Raw genomic sequence first — 21111 nt, 5'->3', positions numbered from 1 at the left:
CGCGCGCTGCTATTTAGCACAGTTCCTGCAGAGTGCCGCATCCGGCACGGCCATGAGGCGCGCGTCGGAAATCTGGTCGCCGCAGGACAGACATGTGCCATAGGTGCCGTCGTCAATGCGGCTCAGTGCGGCGTCAATGCGCCTGAGTTCAGCCATCTCGACCTGCCCCATGGCTTCGAGGACTTCATCGCCCTGACGTTCAGTGGCGCGGTCTTCCCAGTCTTGCGGCATGGGCGCATCCAGCGCTTGTTCGATATCGGACAAATCCCCCACAAGAGACGCGCGGCGGCTCAAAAGCGTCTGTTTGTGAACCTGAACATCCATGAAAATCCCCTTTCGTGATCAGCGTAAAACGCGCGGCGAATCGTTTTGTGTGCGGGTGGACTACCCTGCGATCTTACCTGCCAGAATATAGGATGCCGGCGCCGCCAGAACCGCGCCCGCAACCGCCGCCACCACGATTGGCATCATACCGGTAAGACCCATGGTCAACACGGCAATCACAGCCGTCCCCGCGAGAGTGGTTGCGACGATGGAATAAAGAATGAGAGCAATGCGTAACATCGAGGGTGCCTCCTGTGATAAACTCGCATTAAGACTAACGCAGGTGCCGGGTGTTTGCCTTGATATGTGTCAAGGTTGATGTGGTTGGGTTGGGTGGTTCTTAAAACTGCGACCAAGCTATCTTGTGTTTGGGTGCAACCTGCGGCGTGCTTCCAGTAGGGCGACGCGCCCGAACCGAGGGGTGGGAAAAAGCGAAGCGCCCGCCCCGTGGGGGCGGTTCGGGCGCTGCAAATCCAGAGGATTTGCATTGGGTTACTTGGTGAGATGTATTGCAACTGAATTCAAAAGCAGCACACTGTTTGTTTATGAGTATTCGTCTGAGCAAGGCATCAATGAAAAACGAAAAGCTAGCTGTAGAAACACTATTGCCCCCGCGTTTCTTGTTTCAAATTGGCGCATACCTCCAAACTTGCGCGCACATTGAGTTGGCAATATGCGCAGTCATCACTTGTCTCGAAGGCTGTTTTCCACCTGACGATAATTGGCTGAATAAATACTCTAAAAACAGAAAAACAAGCACCAGCGAATTGATTAAAAAACTTCGCAGGACCAATAAAGCAAAAAACAATCATGGTTTTGCCAAAGACCTTGAAAAACTCGTAGATTGGATAGACAGGTTTGTTGACAACAGGCATTTGGCTGCGCACGGCGCTTTTTTTGGCTCTCCGGAGGGTTTCCTTCGCGTCGACTACCTACGCAATACAGGCAAAAAAAAATCGCCAAATTATGAGCAAACGCGAACTGCGATCACCGAAGCAATGGTAACTGAAGTGCTAAATGATGCTAACGATATATACTTGGTTTTGTTGGGAATGCTGGAGCAAATTAAGCCTGGACTGTCAACCGATGTGCACAGGGTGATTGTGCCCTTGGTGGAGCATCCTGTGTCGGCCAAGTAAGTTACCAATAGATAAAGCATGAACCAGTTTTTCTGCTCGCCCGGCTACAACCGCCGATATCGCCGGGCGGGTGTTTTGCACGGAAACTGCGCCCAGTCACTTCTTACTGCTCTGTCTAGTCGCTGTTTCGCGTACCCGATTGCATGTTTAATCCCACAAGTCCAACGCGCGGAAACGCGCATTGCTACGCAGTACGCTGCCTCACGCCGTCTTTCATATAAGCCTTGTTAAACGGCTTTAGCCGTCCATCTTGAGAGCGCTGATAAACGCTTCCTGTGGAATATCCACTTTCCCGAACTGACGCATCTTCTTCTTCCCCGCCTTCTGCTTGTCCAGCAGCTTGCGTTTGCGCGTTGCATCCCCACCGTAACACTTGGCGGTCACGTCCTTGCGCATTGCTGAGAGGGTCTCGCGGGCGATGACTTTGCCGCCAATCGCCGCTTGGATCGGGATTTTGAACATGTGGCGCGGGATCAGGTCCTTGAGCTTTTCGACCATCGCGCGGCCCCGTCCCTCGGCCCGGTCGCGGTGCACCATGGTGGAGAGCGCATCGACCGGTTCGTCGTTCACGAGGATCGACATTTTCACAAGGCTGTCCGTGCGATACCCGATCATCGCATAGTCAAAGGACGCATAGCCCTTGGTCACCGATTTGAGCCGGTCGTAGAAATCAAACACCACCTCATTGAGCGGCAGATCATAGACCACCATCGCACGCGAGCCTGCATAGGTCAGGTCTTGCTGGATGCCGCGGCGGTCCTGACACAGCTTCAGCACATCGCCAAGGTAGTCGTCGGGCACAAGGATCGTCGCCTTGATCCGCGGCTCCTCCAGATGATCGACCAGCGTGAGGTCGGGCATGTCGGCGGGGTTGTGCAGCTCGATCATAGAGCCATCTTTCATATACACATGGTAGATGACCGAGGGCGCGGTAGTGATCAGTTCGATGTCATATTCACGTTCGATCCGGTCGCGGATGACTTCTAGGTGCAACAACCCCAGAAAGCCACAGCGGAACCCGAACCCAAGGGCGGCCGATGTCTCCATCTCATAGGAAAAGGACGCGTCATTCAGCGCGAGTTTCTCGATACTGTCGCGCAACTCCTCGAACTCGGAGCTGTCCACCGGGAAAAGACCACAGAACACCACGGGCTGCGCCGGTTTGAAGCCCGGCAGCGCGTCGGTCGTGCCCTTTTTCTCATGCGTGATCGTATCGCCCACGCGGGTGTCGCGCACCTGCTTGATGGACGCGGTCAGAAACCCGATTTCGCCCGGACCCAATTCGTCGATCTCGGTCATGGCGGGGCGGAACACGCCGATGCGGTCCACGCCATGGGTGGAATTGTTGGACAACATGCGGATGCGGTCGCCCTTTTTCAGCACACCGTCCATGATGCGCACCAGAACGATCACCCCGAGGTAGCTGTCATACCACGAATCCACCAGCATCGCCTTGAGCGGCGCATCGCGGGTGCCTTTGGGCGCGGGCAGGTTCTGCACGATGCTTTCCAGCGTCTCCATGATGCCCTGCCCGGTCTTGGCAGACACCTGAATGGCACCGGAGGCATCAATGCCGATCACGTCTTCGATCTGTTCGGCCACGCGGTCACAATCGGACGCAGGCAGGTCGATCTTGTTGAGCACGGGCACGATTTCATGATCCGCGTCGATGGCGTGATAGACATTGGCGAGCGTCTGCGCTTCGACGCCCTGGGTGCTGTCCACGACCAGCAGCGACCCCTCAACCGCGCGCATGGAGCGGCTGACCTCATAGGCGAAATCCACGTGGCCCGGCGTGTCGATCAGGTTGAGGACATATTCCTCACCATTCTGGGCGGTGTAATTGATCCGCACGGTCTGCGCCTTGATGGTGATGCCGCGCTCGCGCTCGATGTCCATGCTGTCGAGCATCTGCTCCTTCATATCCCGATCCGCCACGGTATTGGTGGACTGAATGAGCCTGTCGGCCAGCGTGGATTTCCCGTGGTCAATATGCGCCACGATGGAGAAATTGCGGATATGTGAAAGCGGTGTCATGGTAATGGGATATGGTGTGGTTTGGGGGGGCGGTCAAGGTGGATCAGAAGGTAGAGATAACGGATCAGCAAAGCGCACAAGCGTGGCTGGACACGCAGGACCACCAGACGCAGGTTTGGTTCGCCGCGCGCTGTGCCTTGCGCGCGCTGCCCGGGCTAGGAAGCTGGGAAGAAGCGACGTCCAACGGGCTTGCTGTTTTGACCTTGCGATCGGCGCTCGTCTCTGCGGCTACAGCAACCTGTCCAGCCGCAGAGTTACACGGGTTGGCAAACGCTGCCGCTAACGCCTTCTTCGCCGGCGCCGCCTTCTCTGGCGCCCCTCCTGTCGCTCGCTCCACCGTCGCTGCCACCCGCGCTGCCACCCGCTCTGCCACCAATTCCACCGCCGCCACGACTGGCGCTTCCGTCGCCTTCTCCGCCACCGACGTAGCTGCCATCAATTCCGCCGTCGAGTTCTCCGCTGCCAGCACCGCTGCCGCAGCTTCCGCAGCCGTCCGCTCCACCGCCACTTTCGACTCAAATTTACCAGGTAATTGGGAGGCGCTCTGGCCAAAAGTCGCTCAACCAGACGGCCTGAAAACCGGATGGGAAACGCTTAAGGCGCAATGGGACGCCGATGATGCCGACTGGTCCTTCTGGGTCGAGTGGTACGAGGCCATCCTGAACGGCACCCCGATGCCATGGGACTTGACGCACCGGATCGCTCTGGAAATCACGGATGCTGAATGGAAGGCCGGGCAGATAGTGGTAGCGGGTCGGATCGCTGAGATAATCCAGTCTTACAAAACCAACGTCGGCCCCAGATTGGTACTCAATTCTGACGGCCTGTGGGACGTAGAAGATGACGTCGCGGTTCCGGAAGAGCCTATGAGTTTTGCGATTTCCCAAGTGGAGATCAACCTCGTGGCCGCGCTGAGCGCAGGAAACGGATTATCTGAAACCTCCGGCGAAACGATTTTGATCAGGAGCGCGTGCACGACATATCGCGGCCAAGCAAGCGTGGTCGCAACATGCTTCTGGAATGCCTGCATGGCTCTTCAACGTAACATTGGCGATGTTTACCCCGACGACGCCGCGCTTATCGGATTACAAAATGTTTTGTATACGTCGGTGGAGGAGCTCTGCGCGCAAGATACGCTCATCAGGGATCGCATTGCAAAGCTGGCAGCCCTCGAAACACGCCGCATGCCAACCCCGTCTGAAAAGGAAGACCTCAAAGCAGTTCCTGAAGCTATGAAAAAGGACCTCACAGAAGATGCGTTTAGACAGTTGAGCGACGCTGTGGAAACCGTCGTCAATGAAGATAAGCCGCCGAAAGTTTGGCGCGCGCGCTTGGTTAATTGGCTTACCACACTTGGGCAAGGAATCGACAAAGGGCAAAAGCATGAAAAACGAGCCACATGGCTACTGAAACTGGGTCGAAAAATCGCGGGTTGGTTTTTTGAAATGGATGAGCAGTAGTACGAACAACCTTTTCGGCTCGTTTTCAGAGCGCCCTCTCAATGCTGAGTCCATTCAAATCAAGCAAGTGTGTCCAATTCCAATTCGTTGCCAAAGTGATCTGGGGTCTGGCCCGCCATCCGACACGCCGACGTGGATCGAAACTGAAAAACCCAATGCCTGAGAGCAGCTTTGCTTTTACGTCTCGAATTTTTCGCGGTAGGGTTGTTTCAGAACGGCTCCGAATTTCGTTTCTGAAAGGTCTAAACATCATGACAGTCTCCCTCCCTTCCCGTCTTGGCCTTGTGTCTGCCCTTGCCCTGGGTGCGCCGCATATTGCCGCCGCGGACCCGACGTTTGATTTCTATGGGCAGCTTAACTTTGGTGTTTTCAGCGTCGATGACGGGACAGAGGATGAGACGTTCTTTACCGACAACGACAATTCCAACAGCCGCGTGGGCGCGATTTACTCGAACGATCTGGCGGGCGGGTCCACGGTCAAATTCCACTTTGAAACGGCGCTTGGGTTCGCCGGGTCGAGTTCTGCGACCATGGATAACAACGATCTCGACCTCGATATCGGGCGCACGGATCTGCGTAAACTCGAACTGATCTACGCCACGCCAAGCTTGGGCACGCTCAGTTTCGGTCAGGGCAGCACCGCGTCGGACGGCGTGGCGGAAGCGGATTTCTCGGGCACCTCGGTGATTGCCTATTCCGGCATTGCCGACCTCGCCGGCAGCTTTCAGTACCGCCCCGATGGCGGCGCGCTGTCAGGCATCGCCATCGGGGACACGTTCAAATCCTTTGACGGGGCGCGACGGTTCCGGGTGCGGTACGACACGCCCTCATGGAACAACCTCGTCTTTAGCATCTCGGGCGGTGAAGAGGTTCTGGATCGCGACAACGACAGCGAATACTATGATGTCGCGGCCAAATACGCGGCTGACTATGGCGACATGAAGGTGGACGGGCGCCTTGGGTACGAGTGGATCAGCGGCGGTGAAGAACTGTTGGTCGGCTCGTTCGCGCTCCTGCATAAGCCCACCGGTTTCAGCCTTGCCCTGTCGGCAGGGGCCGAGCAGGAAGGCGATGCCGATTACATCTACGCCAAACTCGGGTATCAGCAGGATTGGTTTGCCCTTGGCACCACGGCGTTGTCGCTGGATGTGTTCGAGGGCAATGATTACGCAATCGACGGATCCGACAGCTCATCCGTAGGGATCGCGGCGGTTCAAAAGGTCGATGCCTATAATCTTGAGCTTTATGCCATTTACCGCACGCATGAATTTGACGCCTCGGGCACAGATTTCGACGATATTGATGCGATGGCGGTCGGCGCACGCTGGAAATTCTGAGGCGCGGCATCATGTCCTGCAGCGGGCGCGGATGAATTGCGCCTGCGATGCGGATACGGCATATGGGGGCTATGATGTATTGTCGGACAAAACCAGCCTTGGGCATGTTGCGCCTTGGCCTTGCGGGTGCGCTGATGCTTGGCCTTGCCGCCTGCGGGGGAGGTGGTGCAAATACACAGCCAAACACCCTGACACCTGTGACACTGGAAGGCGCTCAGCGTTTTGCCACGGGACCGATCGGCGCGGCGTGCAACGTTCACAATCGGCGCACGGCGTCAAAGGCCCGCTGTGGGTGCGTTCAGGCGGCGGCGAACCTGACGCTGAGCCAGTCAGAACAGCAGCGCAGTGCGCGCTTTTTCGCAGAGCCTGAGCTTTTGCAACAGGTCAAACTCTCTGACAGCCCTGCGAGTGAACGTTTCTGGTATGCGTGGGCTGCTTTTGCCGAAACCGCCGAGACGCTTTGCGCAGATTTGTGACCTCTCAGAGGTCGCGCGCCCAAAACTGAAGCTGCTTGGGTGTTTCATCTGCCGCGCCCAGATCTTTCCAGTTGAATGTCGCCACGACCCCGGGCAGGGGCCGGTAGCCCCGTGCGCGCCAGAAACCATCCAGCGGCCGGTAATCGGTCGGACGCAGTGAATGATCTGCAGGGCGGATCACAGAGCAAAAGACGCATGTGTCAAAGCCATCCTGCCGCGCGGCCGCCTCGCGCAGATCGAAAAACGCATGCCCCGCCCCGTGCCCCCGAAACTGCGGGAGCAAGACACTCTCGGCACAGTAAAACACCTTTGATACATCTATGTCCGTTTGCACAAATGCACTCGCAAACCCATCGGCATGCGCCGTCAGCGGCATCGCGGTCGAAGCCCCAACCAGACGCGCGCCCTCAAAAGCACCGATCAGAACCGTCAGCGGGTTTTGCGCATAGGGGGCGAGATATTCTGCCTCGTATTCGAGATCACCTTCATAAAGATAGGGCCAGTCGCGAAACACCGCGATGCGCAGGGCGGCAACTGCGGGAATGGCGTCGTTTAACGCGGCTCCACTCAGCCTGCGGAACTCAAGCGTCATCGGCTCCAGACACCTGAGCGATCCAGTCCGACAGGTTATACCGCGTCGTCACCCGCGAGATTTTGCCGTCGGTGATGTCAAAGAACGACCCCGCACTCAGCCGATACCTCTGCCCCTGCGCCTCGGGCAGGCCCGCATCCGTCGCCAGATAGGTGCCGTTCACCACATATTCCGCAGCCGCACGCCCCTGATCCTTTGCCTCAAGGATCACCATATCGGTCAGGGTTTCATCATAGCAGCGGCTCATATGCACACAGAACTGTTCAAAGGCTTCCTTGCCCTCGCGCACGTCGCCTTCGTTCACATGATGCGCGACATCCTCCGTCAGACAGGCCAGCATGCCCGGAATATCCTTGGCGTTAAAGGCGTCAAAGTAGGTTTTTACGACAGCGGGCATGGACCCTCCAATTGATCAGAAACACATGTCGGTCGTGTGCCGTGTCAGAGGTTGTCCTCAACATCGGTCACATCAACGCCCAGCAATTCCAACCCGTTTTCAAGATGCTCTGCAAGGCCCGGAATGCCGGACAGATAGTTTTCCGTTGGCGCGGATGCTTCGCGCCGCGCTTCCGCTTTCGCATACTCCAGTTCGGAGACATCAAAACTGTCGCGGCCCACCCACATCAGGGCGACAAGATTGGCTTTCTCGTCATCATTCAGCCCGGATATATAGTTTGATAGATTGGAGCTCTCAGGGCCATATTCACGGGTCAGCAGGATTACCCGCGCGACTTTTCGTGTGCTGATTTCGAGCATATTGCCACCCCTTTTTATATGCTCTCAGCTTGTGTCTTTCGTTGGTGCGGTGCAAGGGTTAATTGTACCTGCGAACGTACCGTACCTTGCACAAGCGCGCGCGCCAAAGCCTGCACGCTCTGTGGCCTGTCCGTAAATAATTCTAGAAAAAGTTAACGACATGCGTGATGTTCTACGCATAGTTGCGTCATTTTCAGAGGATCTTTTTTATGTCACGTATCCCTTACAACGTTCAAAAATTTCTGTTTTCCATTGTCGAAGCCATCCCCCCGCTGGCGGCCTTGGTCAATAAATTTGCCATCAATCGTGTCGTCAAACGCGCCAGAACCCGGCCACACCCCCTGAGCACCGGGCGTGATTATGTCAGCTGGTCCGGCCTGACAGATCGCCGCTGGAGCGCACGGCATCTGCCACCACAAACCCGCGATAACCTGCCAGACCCGGAAGTGTTGCAAGAGCTGTTCCGGCGCAAAGAGGGCACACAACGGCTTTGTCCCAAATCGACCTGCCTGTTTCCGGCCTTTGCGCAATATCTGACCGATGGGTTTATCCGCACCGAGTCAGAACATCTCACCCCCGAGGGGCAAGACCCCAAGCTGCACCTGAAACGTAACACGTCGAACCATGACATCGACATGTGCACGCTCTATGGTCGCACCCCCGCACAGACGGATGCGCTGCGCCTTCAGTCCAGCGATCCGGGCCACAAAGGCCGTCTGAAATCTCAGATGATCGGGGATGAGGAATATCCGCCATTTCTTTACCGCGATGGCGTGCCTGATCCTGATTTCGCGGTTCTCGACCCACCCCTAGGGGGTGCAGATCAAAGCCCTGAGAAACAGGCGAAACTCTTTGCCGTGGGCGGGGACCGGGTCAATTCGGTGCCGCAGGTTGCCATGCTCAACACGCTGTTTCTGCGTGAACACAACCGGCTCGCGGGCGAGATCGAAGTCGTACATCCCGATTGGGATGACGACCGCGTTTTTGAAACAGCGCGCAATACGGTCATCGTGATTTTCATCAAGATCATCGTTGAGGATTACATCAACCACATCTCTCCCCTGCCCTTCACGCTGCGCGCGGACCCGTCCGTGGCGTGGAATGCGCCGTGGAACAAACCCAACTGGATCACCACTGAATTCAGCCTTTTGTACCGCTGGCACGCGCTGATCCCCGATCAGATCCAATGGGGCGATGATCTGCACCCGGTTCATACGACGTTCATGAACAACGACCTGCTGATCCGTGATGGCCTGCTGAAAGGGTTTGCCGGTATATGTGCAACGCAAGCAGCTGAGCTTGGGCCGCGCAACACGGCTGAGCCTTTGTTGAAGGTCGAATTGGCCTCAATCGAGCAGGACCGCTTTTGTCAGCTGGCGGGGTTCTCGGATTATTGCAATTACATGAGTCAGCAAAGACCTGCGTCCTTCAAGGCCATCTCATCTGATCCGGAAATCAGCGATACGCTCGCCAAACACTATGGCGGACCCCGCGATGTCGATTTTCATGTGGGCCTGTTTTGCGAAGACAGGGTGCCCAACAGCCCGTTGCCAAACCTCATTTTGGTCTTTGTCGCGCTGGATGCGTTCAGTCAGGCGCTGACCAACCCGTTGCTGTCACAACATGTCTTTAAACGCGGCACGTTTTCGGCACCGGGATGGAGCGCGATCCGGCAAACAGAATCCCTGCGTGATGTTCTGGACCGCAATGTGGCGGGCGGCGCAGGCGATACATTTATTGCGATGACGCGCAAGGAATGGGTGCCGGAGTAAACGCGCCCTCAGATCAATTCAGTTGGGGGGCCAAATCGCGCGATCAGCCGCTCTTTGATCTGATCGCGGGCCTGCCGATACCCTGCCAGCTTGCTCTCGCGCGTCTCACCCAACCCGGTCGGGTCAAGGATTGGCCAGTATTCCACATCAAGGTGATAGAACCGCGTCAATTCCAGCGCGCGGCGCTGGCTGGCCGGGCTCAAGGCGATCACCAGATCGAAAGAACCCAGATCATCGCCCCAGTTTTCCATCTCGTCAAAGCTGCGGGACCGGTGACGCGATAATTCCACATCCAGTTCCTGACAGACCGCGATCGAGAATCCGTCAATCTCAAGATCATTCGTCACGCCGGCGGATTGGACGTATGTGCCGGTGCCGTAGAGCTTTTTCATCATGCCCTCCGCCATCGGAGAGCGCACAGCGTTATGATCACAACAAAAAAGAACGGACTGTGGCGGTTCTTGTGTCATTTAACCGCCAAAGTGCAGAACGCAAATCAGTGTGAACAAACGCCGTGCGGTGTCGGTGTCGATATCGGCCTTACCTTCGAGGCGTTCCTGAAGCACACGACTGCCTTCATTGTGGATACCGCGTCGTGCCATGTCGATGGTTTCAATCTGGCTCGGTGGCAGTTTCTTGACCGCATCGAAATAGCTTTCGCAAATCTGGAAGTAGTCTTTGACAACCTGCCGGAACGGCCCGAGCGACAGATGGAATTCCGCCGCTTTTTCTGCTGTTTCCGTGTTCACGTCAAAGACGAGACGCTTGTCGCGGATCGCAAGGCTGATGTGATAGGGACCGTCGAGAACCGGGCGCCCCTCGCGACTGGGCAGCACAAACGTATTGTCCTCAAGAAGATCAAACATCGCGACTTTCCGCTCCTGTTCGATTTCAGGCGTCGGCGGCGGAAGGCCGCTGTCATCGAGGGTTATATGCGAGATGCGGGACATTTGAGTACTTCTTGCCGATGGATGTAAGCCGCGCCTGAGTAGCGCGGAAACACCGTTCGGGGCAACCTTTTAGAGCGCTTCACTGTCGTTTAGTTTGCGCAGGCGCGCCGTCACAGAAAGGCCGTGCGCCTCAAGGCTTTCCGAGTTGGCCAGCGTCTCGGCCGCCGGACCGACGGCGCGCAATGCCGCCGGTGTCATCCGCGCCAGTGTCGTACGCTTCATGAAATCAAGCACGGACAGGCCCGATGAGAACCGGGCAGAGCGTGCCGTTGGCAGAACATGATTGGGTCCCCCGACATAATCGCCAATCGCCTCTGGCGTCCATTGCCCCAGAAAAATCGCCCCGGCATGCGTGATCTGCGCGCTCAGGGCATCCGGGTCCGCCACGCAAAGCTCAAGATGTTCAGGGGCGATCCGGTCGGACAATGTAGCCGCTGTGGCCAGATCAGGGACTGTGACGATCGCCCCAAAATCGCGCCAGGACGCACCCGCGATCGCGCGCCGCTCTAGGGTTTCCAACCGCTTTTCAACCGCCACCGCCACCGCCCGCCCGAACGCAGCATCGGTCGTGATCAAGATAGACTGCGCGCTTTCGTCATGTTCCGCCTGGCTCAGCAAATCGAGGGCGATCCAATCCGGGTCATTCTGCGCATCTGCAATCACCAGTATTTCGGATGGACCCGCAATCATATCAATGCCGACTTTGCCAAAAACACGCCGCTTGGCCGCCGCGACAAAGGCATTGCCCGGACCGGTGATCTTATCCACCGGCGCGATTGTCGCCGTGCCGTAGGCAAGTGCTGCCACGGCCTGTGCCCCCCCGATACGGTAGATTTCATCAACCCCCGACAGACGTGCTGCGGCCAGCACAAGCGGGTTCAGCACGCCATCAGGTGCCGGCACGACCATGGCAAGGCGGGAAACCCCCGCGACCTTGGCAGGGATGGCGTTCATCAGCACCGAGGACGGGTAGGACGCAAGACCACCCGGCACATAAAGCCCAGCTGCCGCCACAGGCGTCCAGCGCCAGCCCAGCATTGCGCCGCTGTCATCGATCCACTCTGCGTCCTCAGGACGTTGGCGTTCATGGTAGGCGCGGATACGTTGCGCCGCCAGTTCCAGTGCGGCCACCTGATCGCCGGGCGCCGTCGCAACCGCAGCATCCACCTCATCAGGCGTGATGGCGAGGCGATCCGGCGTCAACGTCAGCCGGTCAAACTTTTCCGTCAGGTCGATCAGGGCCGCGTCACCGCGTGCTCGGACATCCGCAATGATTTGCGCAACGGTGGCGTCTACATCGGGGCTGTCTTCGCGCTTGGCGCTCAGCAAAGCGCTGAAGCGGGTCTCAAAATCTGGATCGGCAGCATTCAGAAATACGGGCATGGCAGTTTACGACTCGTCTGGGAAAGGGGCAGTGCCGGGGATAGGTCACTCAGGATGCGATGGCGTCGTCTTGGACGGTGCCAAATAGGGTTTTGTGACGTCTTTCAAGGTCGCTTCAATTGCTTCAACCTCAAGACGAATGGCCCCATCCCCCGCAAGCGTGATGACGATATGACCCGAAGGGGCGTCTGCGACAACAAATTCTATCGTGAGCACAGACAGAATTGTGTCCTTGTCGCCCCGGTCGATCCCGCTGCTGGCAACAGCGGTCACCGTGTCGAAGGCCAATACAGATTGCACCCGTTCAGGGGACATCGCACGTGCCGTGCCCTCTTCCCAGCGAAAACGGTTGAGTAGCAGAGCGAACCGCTGCGCGACCCTGTCCCAGCGCATTTCGGTTGCCGGAAAAACCGCATCCTGCGCCAGGGACGCCATGACCTTGAGGTCTTCTGCATCGACCGCACCAAGGTTCAACGGCGCTTCACGCCCGTCTTCGAAACGTGCATCGGTCATTATTCCGCGATCCTTTCGATCTGCGCCCCAACAGCGGAGAGCTTGCGCACCACATGCTCATATCCACGGTCGAGATGATAGACGCGGGACACTTTTGTCTCGCCCTCAGCGGCAAGCCCCGCAAGGATCAGGGAAACGGACGCCCGCAGATCGGTGGCCATCACCGGGGCCCCCTTCAGGCGGTCAACCCCCTTGACTGTCGCGGTCCCGCCATGCACCTCGATGTCAGCGCCCATGCGAATGAGCTCAGGCGCATGCATGAACCGGTTCTCGAATATCTTTTCTTCCAGAACAGAGGTCCCTTTGGCGGTGCACAACAGGGCCATCATCTGCGCCTGCAGATCGGTGGGAAACCCCGGAAATGGCTCCGTCGTGACATCGACCGCGCGGATATCCCCATTTGCGCGGGCGACACTCAACCCATTCGCAGTTTCGGTCACCGTGACACCCGCCGCATCCAGCTTGTCACAAAACGCAGCCAGCAGGTTGATGCGTCCCCCCAGCAGTTCCACCTGTCCGCCGCAGATCGCCGGGGCGAGCATATAGGTGCCAAGCTCAATCCGGTCCGTCACAACGCGGTGGGTGGTGCCGCCCAGTCGGTCAACGCCCTGCACCGAGATAGTCGAGGTCCCTTCGCCTTCGATTTGTGCTCCCATGGCGCGCAGGCATTCAACAAGATCCACAATCTCGGGCTCGCGCGCGGCATTGTTAATGACGGTGGTGCCTTTCGCCAGTGACGCGGCCATCACGATATTCTCGGTCGCCCCAACAGAGGCAAAGGGAAAGTCAATGACCGCCCCCTTGAGCCGTCCGCCCTTGGCCTTGGCCAGCAGATAGCCGTCTTTCAACTCGATCTCGGCGCCCATCTGGCTCAACCCGTCGGTGTGGATGTCCATGGGGCGTGCCCCGATTGCACATCCCCCGGGCAGGGAAACCTGCGCGTGACCTTCGCGCGCCAAAAGCGGCCCAAGCACGAGGTTGGACGCGCGCATCTTGCGCACGATGTCATATTCCGCACGGGTGTTGATCGCCCCGTGACAGGACATCGCCAGCACCTTACCATCCTGCAGCGAGGTCACTTCCGCCCCCAGCGACTGAAGCAGTTGCGTCATTGTGCGGATGTCCGACAAGCGCGGTGCATTGGTCAGCGTCAGTGGTTCTTCGGACAACAATGTTGCGGGCATGAGGGCAAGGCAGGCGTTCTTTGCACCTGCGATCGGGATCTGCCCCTTCAGGCTGCCGCCCCCTTTTACCAATATCGAATCCATGCGCTTATGCGTCCTTATCCTGCCCGGAATTGCCCGGTATTTTGTTTGTTTCCCCATCTGACTGCGCCCGCTCGCGCGACTGAGACTTGCGCCGCGCAAGGTTGGCTTTCAACGCCGCTTTCAGCCGGTCTTCGCGGGAGCCATCGGTTGTGCCTTTGAATTTCGATGGAGTTTTATCTGCCATAAAGGCTGTCTATCGCAGCCACGCGCGCGGGTCCAGATTAGGCTTGCACCAATGTGAGTTTGCGTCTAACCAGCACTCGCACAAAGGCTGCAGTAGCTCAGTGGTAGAGCGCGTCATTGGTAATGACGAGGTCGGGAGTTCAATCCTCCCCTGCAGCACCATTCATCTGTACAAATTTCACGGCTCAAATGAACCGGTAGGGTCGGGTGCCTGTCGACGAAGTACACGTGCTCCAGCCCTCGGCGGGATCGACGGAAGGCTGACAAAAGAATTGGTTCGCGCGTGGTTCCTGAACAGCAGGCAAAACCGGCTCACATTGCCATATTCATTTAGTCGCGTCCCGGCTCACAACCTGTTTACAGAACACAGCCGTGGGTCTTGTTCTGCAGAACCTTTGCCGAAACGCTGTCCTATTTAAGGTCCAGATGGACTTCGGGCACGAAGGTTTGGTCCGCCATCGGGGGTCTGACATAGCCCCGTTGCGGTGGGCGTTCTTCAAGGACGACCGGGGGGCGTTCGATTTCCTTGTAAGGGATCAATGACAAAAAGTGATTGATGCAGTTGATCCGGGCGTGCTTTTTCACATCCGAATTTACCACGTACCAAGGCGCCTGCTTGATGTCCGTATGCGAGAACATATCGTCCTTCGCTTTCGAGTAATCCACCCAGCGCTTGCGACTCTCCAGATCCATCGGGCTCAGCTTCCACTGTTTCGTGGGATCGGTCAGGCGCATTTGAAACCGACGTTCCTGCTCTTCGTCGCTGACGGAAAACCAGTATTTGATAAGCTGTATACCTGAACGCACCAGCATGCGCTCAAACTCAGGGCAACTGCGCATGAATTCCTTATATTCCTCTTCGCTGCAGAAACCCATGACACGCTCGACACCCGCCCGGTTGTACCATGAGCGATCAAATATGACGATCTCACCCGCCGCCGGAAGATGCGCGACATATCGTTGGAAATACCATTGCGACTTTTCGCGCTCCGTCGGGGCCGGAAGGGCAACCACCTGACAAATCCGCGGGTTCATGGCTTCGGTGATGCGTTTGATCGTGCCGCCCTTGCCCGCAGCATCGCGCCCCTCAAAGATAACCGCAACCCGATGACCGGTATGTTTGACCCATTCCTGCAGTTTGACCAATTCGATCTGCAGCCTTGCCAACTCGGCTTCGTAGTCTGAATTTGATATTTTTCCCATCATGGTCTCCCAATACCCGTTGCGTTAATCTGGTGCAGGTTTCGACGCCGCTTGTACAAGTTTAGCATTGTCAGGCGCAGGGTCGGGCAAAAATTTTCAAGCTACCGGTGCCGATCAAGGCCAGCCCGGTCATTACCAGCGGCCTGAGCATGCAAGTAGTGTGGTGCCCTGTACCACAAGATCCACCCCTCCATACGAAGGCCGCGTGTCAGATCAATATCCAATGGTGTCTTGGCTTGAGGTCGGAAAGATCTGCGGTCCAATAGTGACCTTGAGAAGGTTGATCATATGCGCGGTTGATCGGCAGACCTGTGAAAGCACAATATAACAACGTCCCCACCGCACCATGGGACACGATTGCAAGATCGCCGGTTTCGTGGTGCGCCGCGATACCGCGCACGGCGTTTTCAATCCGACCCTGAGCGGCGCGCGCGGTTTCCCATCCTCGGAATGCGGTGTCGGGCTTCGAAAAGAACTCATCTGCGGCGGCTTCAAATTCGGGGGGCGGCAGAAACCCGGTCGCGGTACGGTCGTTTTCGCCCAGATTACTGTCTGTCTGAAGGGGCACACCGGTCTGCCGCGCAATATAGTCGGCTGTCTGTTGCGCCTTGCGCTCTTCGCTGGCCCAGATACTGGTCACATTTGCCAAGAGCGTTGAACGCGCAAACCGCTCAGCGCGCGCACAGCCAGTTTCGCTTAGTTCCCAATCCGTCACCGGGCGGGCCGCATCGACCTTGACTTCAGGGTGCGTGATGAAAATCAGGGCGCTCACTTATTTCGCCTCAGGCAGCAGGACTGGCCCCTTGGCGGCAAAGGACATGCGCAGCTCGGCACCAATTTCAAGTGGATCATCGACATCATCCTGAACTGCAAACACCTGCCCGAAACTACCTTCGAGGGTGTATTCCATACGTACGCCGACATAGGTGGCCTTGGCAATACGCACGGCAACCCCATCGCCATGCCCCACGACAATACGCGATGGGCGCACGGCCAAAGTGGCCGGTCCTTGCGTCAAACCGCGCGCGGGTAATCGGTGCTGATACCCGTCTATGTCGATGGTTGCGGTATCGCCTTCAACCGCGACGATGGTACAGTTGATCAGGTTCGCCTCTCCGATGAAATCCGCGACGAAACGGTCGTTTGGCGCATCATAAAGCTGGCGCGGTGTGCCGATCTGGGCGATGGCGGCATTGCGCATGACCACGATCTGATCAGAGACGGCGAGCGCTTCTTCCTGATCATGGGTGACGTAGATGACCGTTAGGCCAAGGTTCTGCTGGATCGCGCGGATGTCCTCGCGCACCTGTCGGCGCAGTTTGGCATCAAGGTTCGACAGCGGTTCGTCAAACAGCAGCACCTGAGGTTCCAGCACCAGCGCGCGTGCGACGGCCACACGCTGCTGCTGGCCGCCGGAGAGTTCCGAGGGCAACCGGTTGTCAAACCCTTTTAGTCCGACCAGATCGAGACCATGCAAGGCCCGCGCGCGCGCTTCCTCCTTGCCAAAACCGGAAAATGTCAGGCCGTATTTTACGTTCTCGAGCACGGTCATATGCGGAAACAGGGCGTAGGACTGGAAGACCATGGATACGTCGCGATCCGTTGCAGGTAATTTTGTAACGTCCTGATCGCCGATCAGAATACGCCCGGAACTCGCCATCTCAAGCCCTGCAATCATGCGCAATGTCGTCGTCTTGCCGCATCCGGACGGGCCAAGAAGTGTCACGAGCGAGCCCGCATCGACATGCAGATCGATGTTGTCGACAGCGATCACATCCTTGCCAAAGACTTTGGAGACCCCTTCGAAGCGAACCGGTGCTGCCTTGCCGCCGAGTTGCGTTTCATTCATGTCGATTTCTCCGCTACCTGTTGGGTTCGCCGCCCGATCTGCACCCGACCCACGAGCAATTGCAGCATGCCAACAGCCGTCAGCATCACAAAGATCAGCGTGGTGGAATAGGCAATCGCAAGGCCATAGTCATTATTTTCGACCCGCCCGATGATGTAGCTGGTGGCCATGTCATATTCCGCCGAAACGAGGAAAATCACGGCAGAAATTGCTGTCATCGCGCGCACAAAGGAATAGACCAATGCCGCGAGAATGGCCGGGCGCAGCAAGGGCAGGATCACGCGCCGGAACGTCTGCCACGAATTTGCCCCAAGGGTCAGCGAGCTTTCGTCCAGTGATTTATCCAACTGGCTCATCGAGGCGATGCCAGCGCGCACGCCAACGGGCATGTTTCGGAAAATGAAGCTGATGACGAGGATAACGCCGGTGCCGGTAATCTCGATCGGCGGAACGTTGAAGGCCAGAATGTAGCTGACACCGATCACCGTGCCGGGGATGGCGAACGACAGCATCGTGCCAAATTCAAACGCGTTTTTGCCTGCAAAGTTCTGGCGCGTCAGCAGATAGGCCGTGACCAGACCCACCGCCGCGGTGAGCGGTGCGGCAATCGCAGCAATGGTGATCGTCGTCCAGAAACTGTCCCAGGCGGCCCCGGTCCAGCGGATGCCTTCCTCTTCGAAACGGACGGAAAAGGCGGTGATGTAGTGTTTGAAGGTCAGCGAATTATTAACGCCCCAGAGTTCGACCACGCTGCCGTAGATGATCATGCCATAAACAACGGCGGTAAATATGGCCCACCCCAGCGCGATCACCATGACAGGCACGGCCAGACCGGTCGGCATCAACGGATGAACCCCTGAATCGCCCTTGCCCGACACGGTGGTGTAGCTTTTCTTACCCAACCATGCGCGCTGCGCGTAAAACGCCGAGAGCGTGAAAAACAACAAAACCATCGCCAGAACAGCCGCACGGCCCTGATCGTATTGCGCGCCGACGATGGCAAAGAAAATCTCGGTCGACAAAACATCGAAATTGCCGCCCAAAACCAGCGGGTTGCCGAAATCGGCCATGCTTTCGATGAAGCCGAGCAGGAAGGCATTGGCCAGACCGGGGCGCATCAGCGGCAGCGAAACCGTGCGAAACGTCTGCCAGCGGTTCGCCCGCAGCGTCTGCGATGCCTCTTCCATGGAGGGGCTGACGCCCTCAACCACACCGATCAGAACAAGAAACGCAATCGGCGTATAGGCCAGTGTTTGCGCGATCATCACGCCCGGCATGCCATAGAGCCACCGGGTCGGTTGCACGCCGAACATCTCGGCAAAGAACACCGTGACGGAACCGGACAGGCCGAACAGCAGGATCAGCGCCAGACCAATCACAAACGGGGGCGTGATGATGGGCAACACCGTCAGCGCGCGGATCGCGCGTTTGTAGCGAAAGCCCGACCGGGTCACGATCAGCGCAAAGCACAGGCCCAGTGCAGTGGTGAGAAATCCAACCGTTATCGCCAAAAACAAGGAGTTCCACGCCGCCCCGCATTTTGCCCCGGCAAAACACCCAAGGCTCCAGAGCCGGTCATCGAACAGTTTATCGGCAAAAACAGCGATGGAGTATGCCCCATCCTCGGTCACGAAGGCCGCGAACAGCATCTTGGCAATCGGGAAAAAGACGAAAACGGCGACGATGGTGATCACGCCGCCAATGGCGCTGACCACAAAGACATCGCCATTGATCGCCCCCCGCGCAGCAACACCCTGCGTGAGCAAAAACAGGAAAGCAGATGCGGTGATCATGCCCCCATAGCCCATGCCGAACTGACGATCCCCAAGGTCACCAAAGGCGGCCTCAAGCCAGTCAGAGTTAAACCCGCGAATGCCGATGCTGAAGCCTTGCGCGATCAACCAGCCAAAGCCAATCGCCCCCGAAAGGATCAGCAGCCGGGCAAACCACGGGTCTGATTTGGGACGCCGCAGTGCGATGAGCGGCAGAATAAGCGCGATCAGCAGAGGCGCCAGCCAGAGCTTTTTGCCCTGCGCGATCAGGAACGCGGCAGGGGCGTAATCCTCATCAAACGGATAGCCATCACGCAGCCACTCGAACGACAGCAGGCCGTCTTCCACCATGTACCATGGCAGAAGACAAAACCCGACCCACCCGGCAATGACCCAGAAGGTCAAAACCGGATGCGTGGTCCGTTCGGATGTGGCGTTTCGCACGGATTACTGCGCGAGCACAGAGACCTCTTCGTCCCACTTTTGCAGCAGCCGCTTGCGTTCATCGGAGGAGCCGTACTTCTTGAAGTCGTAATCAATCAGTTTGATCGTGCTCATATCAGGCGCGCTTTCGGAAGTTTGCGCACTTTTGTTGGATGGCACCTGAAAGGCATCGACCTGCAGAGCAAGGTTCTGCGCCTCGGCACTCAGCGCCCAGTCATAGAACTTTTTCGCTTCTTCAAGGTTGCGGGAGCCATCAATGATCGACATCGATCCGATCTCATACCCTGTGCCTTCGCACGGGGCGACAACCTTGATCGGGAAGCCGGAGACTGCCTGTTTGACCGCGTCATGCATGAAAACGATGCCGATTGTATTCTCGCCACGTCCTGCCGCCTTGATCGGGGCCGAACCGGATTTGGTATACTGGTTCACATTGGCATGAAGCCCTTTCATGAACTCGAACCCCTCGTCCTCGCCGAAAATCTGAACCATCGAGGCCAGTGTCGTGTAGGCCGTCCCCGATGAATTCGGGTTCGCCATCTGCACGTGGCCCTTGTATTCAGGCTTCAGCAAATCCTTCCAGCATGCGGGTTCCGGCAGATTGTTCGCCGCGATCAGGTCGGTGTTATACCCATAGCCCAGCGCACCGGAATAGATGCCAATCGTCTTGTCATCCGCGCTTTCGGCCTGGCTGATTGCCCAGTCGTGTAACTGGTCGCGCATTGGCGAAATATAGGCCATGGTCAGCCCTTCCTCGGCTGCCTGAAGGTGTGGATCGCCCGTACCGCCCCACCATACGTCCCCTTTGGGGTTGGAGGATTCCGCGCGTATCTGGGCAAAGGTCTCACCCGAAGACTTGCGCGTCATGTTGACATCAATGCCTGTCGCATCCTCGAAACTACGCGCCATAAGCTGGCACCATTCTTCCTGCGCGCTGCAGTAGAATGTCAGCTTGTCGGCCTGCGCCGCAGTCATTGACGCGGACAGCGCGATCAAGGACCCCGCCAGCGTGGTTGTAAATTTCTTCATTTTCTTCCTCCCAGTTTATTCGTATGTCCCGGTTTTTCCGGTTCTGATCGGTCAAGCGCCTAGGACGCTTCCCGCAGGTTTTGCATTATCTTCAATTCTCCCGCCCGATCTGCAAGCATTTTGAGGATGCGGGACAGATCTTTTTCATCAACCAGTGTCGCAGCTTTGCCCGGCGAAAACCAATGCCGCTTGCGCTGAAGGCGTTCTTTCCATCGCTTATTCAGCTTTTCGACCACCATTGGATAAAGGGTCACCTCACATGGCATCAGGTCTGTATCGGAGAGACGTTTGTCGTAGTGATAGGTGCCAATCGCATTGTGTGAGATGAAACCAACAGCGCCGGCTTCTTCCAACGCTTCGATCTCCGCCGCGTGCCAGGGCTTTTTGCCATCCATCAGCCAGCCCTTTGGCATGACCCATCTGCCGGTATCGCGCGATGTCACCATCAGCACGCGCAACTTGCCTGTCTTGTCCCACCGTACCGGCAGGGCCGCGATCTGTATGGCCGTTACCAATTGATCACTCATGGGCAAGTCCGCGCGGTTATGTCGTCACCCGTCAGGATTTGTACAAAACACTGGGCCCGGTCTGGTGAAGGCAAAGCGATAAAAGTCATATCGCACC

23 protein-coding genes and 1 tRNA gene are annotated in these 21111 nt (G+C 57.4%); 6 read left to right on the top strand and 18 right to left on the bottom strand.

Annotated elements, in window-relative coordinates; translation table 11 throughout:
- Positions 1 to 9: 9 nt before the first annotated feature.
- Both RLO149_RS01395 and RLO149_RS01390 read right to left on the bottom strand, forming a co-directional pair.
- Positions 10 to 324: a TraR/DksA family transcriptional regulator gene (locus RLO149_RS01395; protein ID WP_013960256.1), complete on the bottom strand. Its 315-nt coding sequence runs from the start codon at positions 322 to 324 to the stop codon at positions 10 to 12.
- Positions 325 to 384: 60 nt separating this feature from the next.
- Complete coding sequence (locus RLO149_RS01390) at positions 385 to 564, bottom strand: hypothetical protein (protein WP_013960255.1); 180 nt, start codon at positions 562 to 564, stop codon at positions 385 to 387.
- A 332-nt stretch (positions 565 to 896) separates the two neighbouring features.
- Here RLO149_RS01390 and RLO149_RS01385 point away from each other — a divergent pair, with 332 nt between their 5' ends.
- Complete coding sequence (locus tag RLO149_RS01385; protein ID WP_013960254.1) at positions 897 to 1463, top strand: hypothetical protein; 567 nt, start codon at positions 897 to 899, stop codon at positions 1461 to 1463.
- Between the two features lie 237 nt (positions 1464 to 1700).
- Here RLO149_RS01385 and lepA read toward each other — a convergent pair whose 3' ends face one another.
- Positions 1701 to 3500: a translation elongation factor 4 gene (gene lepA / locus RLO149_RS01380; protein ID WP_013960253.1), complete on the bottom strand. Its 1800-nt coding sequence runs from the start codon at positions 3498 to 3500 to the stop codon at positions 1701 to 1703.
- A gap of 38 nt (positions 3501 to 3538) precedes the next feature.
- Here lepA and RLO149_RS01375 point away from each other — a divergent pair, with 38 nt between their 5' ends.
- The 3 genes from RLO149_RS01375 (at position 3539) to RLO149_RS01365 (ending at position 6773) form a co-directional block, all read left to right on the top strand.
- A complete protein-coding gene (locus RLO149_RS01375) occupies positions 3539 to 4960 on the top strand; it encodes a hypothetical protein (protein WP_148264295.1) in 1422 nt (473 codons plus the stop codon).
- A gap of 251 nt (positions 4961 to 5211) precedes the next feature.
- On the top strand, positions 5212 to 6297 hold the full coding sequence (locus tag RLO149_RS01370; RefSeq protein ID WP_013960251.1) for a porin: 1086 nt from the start codon (positions 5212 to 5214) through the stop codon (positions 6295 to 6297).
- 74 nt (positions 6298 to 6371) lie between these two features.
- Positions 6372 to 6773 carry a hypothetical protein gene (locus RLO149_RS01365; RefSeq protein ID WP_148264424.1) on the top strand — a complete coding sequence of 134 codons (402 nt, stop codon included), beginning with the start codon at positions 6372 to 6374 and terminating at the stop codon, positions 6771 to 6773.
- Positions 6774 to 6777: 4 nt separating this feature from the next.
- On the opposite strand, the gene RLO149_RS01360 is transcribed toward RLO149_RS01365, so the two are convergent.
- The 3 genes from RLO149_RS01360 to RLO149_RS01350 are packed head-to-tail and all read right to left on the bottom strand — an operon-like array spanning position 6778 to position 8121.
- Positions 6778 to 7365, bottom strand: coding sequence for a GNAT family acetyltransferase (locus RLO149_RS01360; protein ID WP_013960249.1), 588 nt, complete (start codon positions 7363 to 7365; stop codon positions 6778 to 6780).
- Positions 7355 to 7762: a ketosteroid isomerase-related protein gene (locus RLO149_RS01355; protein ID WP_013960248.1), complete on the bottom strand. Its 408-nt coding sequence runs from the start codon at positions 7760 to 7762 to the stop codon at positions 7355 to 7357. The genes RLO149_RS01360 and RLO149_RS01355 overlap by 11 nt, the downstream gene beginning before the upstream one ends.
- Before the next feature lie 44 nt (positions 7763 to 7806).
- On the bottom strand, positions 7807 to 8121 hold the full coding sequence (locus RLO149_RS01350) for a DUF3775 domain-containing protein (RefSeq protein ID WP_013960247.1): 315 nt from the start codon (positions 8119 to 8121) through the stop codon (positions 7807 to 7809).
- Between the two features lie 209 nt (positions 8122 to 8330).
- Here RLO149_RS01350 and RLO149_RS01345 point away from each other — a divergent pair, with 209 nt between their 5' ends.
- Positions 8331 to 9893, top strand: a complete 1563-nt coding sequence (locus RLO149_RS01345) for a peroxidase family protein (protein WP_013960246.1) — start codon at positions 8331 to 8333, stop codon at positions 9891 to 9893.
- Positions 9894 to 9901: 8 nt separating this feature from the next.
- On the opposite strand, the gene RLO149_RS01340 is transcribed toward RLO149_RS01345, so the two are convergent.
- From RLO149_RS01340 to RLO149_RS01315, 6 genes are all read right to left on the bottom strand, one after another.
- Positions 9902 to 10363 (bottom strand): arsenate-mycothiol transferase ArsC, encoded by a 462-nt coding sequence (locus RLO149_RS01340; RefSeq protein WP_013960245.1) that lies wholly within the window; start codon positions 10361 to 10363, stop codon positions 9902 to 9904.
- A complete protein-coding gene (locus RLO149_RS01335) occupies positions 10364 to 10843 on the bottom strand; it encodes a UPF0262 family protein (protein WP_013960244.1) in 480 nt (159 codons plus the stop codon).
- 69 nt (positions 10844 to 10912) lie between these two features.
- Positions 10913 to 12226 (bottom strand): histidinol dehydrogenase, encoded by a 1314-nt coding sequence (hisD, locus tag RLO149_RS01330; protein WP_013960243.1) that lies wholly within the window; start codon positions 12224 to 12226, stop codon positions 10913 to 10915.
- A 45-nt stretch (positions 12227 to 12271) separates the two neighbouring features.
- On the bottom strand, positions 12272 to 12739 hold the full coding sequence (locus RLO149_RS01325; protein ID WP_013960242.1) for a DUF2948 family protein: 468 nt from the start codon (positions 12737 to 12739) through the stop codon (positions 12272 to 12274).
- Positions 12739 to 14007 carry a UDP-N-acetylglucosamine 1-carboxyvinyltransferase gene (gene murA / locus RLO149_RS01320; RefSeq protein ID WP_013960241.1) on the bottom strand — a complete coding sequence of 423 codons (1269 nt, stop codon included), beginning with the start codon at positions 14005 to 14007 and terminating at the stop codon, positions 12739 to 12741. The genes RLO149_RS01325 and murA overlap by 1 nt, the downstream gene beginning before the upstream one ends.
- 4 nt (positions 14008 to 14011) lie before the next feature.
- Entirely contained in the window at positions 14012 to 14191 is a 180-nt protein-coding gene (locus tag RLO149_RS01315; RefSeq protein WP_044025165.1) for a hypothetical protein, read from the bottom strand.
- Between the two features lie 86 nt (positions 14192 to 14277).
- Here RLO149_RS01315 and RLO149_RS01310 point away from each other — a divergent pair.
- A tRNA-Thr gene (locus tag RLO149_RS01310) sits at positions 14278 to 14352 on the top strand.
- Between the two features lie 249 nt (positions 14353 to 14601).
- On the opposite strand, the gene ppk2 is transcribed toward RLO149_RS01310, so the two are convergent.
- From ppk2 to RLO149_RS01280, 6 genes are all read right to left on the bottom strand, one after another.
- A complete protein-coding gene (gene ppk2, locus RLO149_RS01305) occupies positions 14602 to 15396 on the bottom strand; it encodes a polyphosphate kinase 2 (protein WP_013960240.1) in 795 nt (264 codons plus the stop codon).
- 205 nt (positions 15397 to 15601) lie between these two features.
- On the bottom strand, positions 15602 to 16165 hold the full coding sequence (locus tag RLO149_RS01300) for a histidine phosphatase family protein (RefSeq protein ID WP_013960239.1): 564 nt from the start codon (positions 16163 to 16165) through the stop codon (positions 15602 to 15604).
- Entirely contained in the window at positions 16166 to 17242 is a 1077-nt protein-coding gene (locus tag RLO149_RS01295; protein ID WP_013960238.1) for an ABC transporter ATP-binding protein, read from the bottom strand.
- Positions 17239 to 19458: an ABC transporter permease gene (locus RLO149_RS01290; RefSeq protein WP_013960237.1), complete on the bottom strand. Its 2220-nt coding sequence runs from the start codon at positions 19456 to 19458 to the stop codon at positions 17239 to 17241. Before RLO149_RS01290 ends, RLO149_RS01295 begins: the two co-directional genes overlap by 4 nt.
- Before the next feature lie 3 nt (positions 19459 to 19461).
- Positions 19462 to 20487 carry an ABC transporter substrate-binding protein gene (locus RLO149_RS01285; RefSeq protein WP_013960236.1) on the bottom strand — a complete coding sequence of 342 codons (1026 nt, stop codon included), beginning with the start codon at positions 20485 to 20487 and terminating at the stop codon, positions 19462 to 19464.
- A 59-nt stretch (positions 20488 to 20546) separates the two neighbouring features.
- On the bottom strand, positions 20547 to 21014 hold the full coding sequence (locus tag RLO149_RS01280; RefSeq protein ID WP_013960235.1) for an NUDIX hydrolase: 468 nt from the start codon (positions 21012 to 21014) through the stop codon (positions 20547 to 20549).
- Positions 21015 to 21111: the final 97 nt, after the last annotated feature.

It is taken from the genome of Roseobacter litoralis Och 149, assembly GCF_000154785.2.
Taxonomy (GTDB): Bacteria; Pseudomonadota; Alphaproteobacteria; order Rhodobacterales; family Rhodobacteraceae; genus Roseobacter; species Roseobacter litoralis.
Note: the sequence above shows the minus strand (reverse complement) of the source record. Positions and strands in the feature narration are given on the sequence as shown.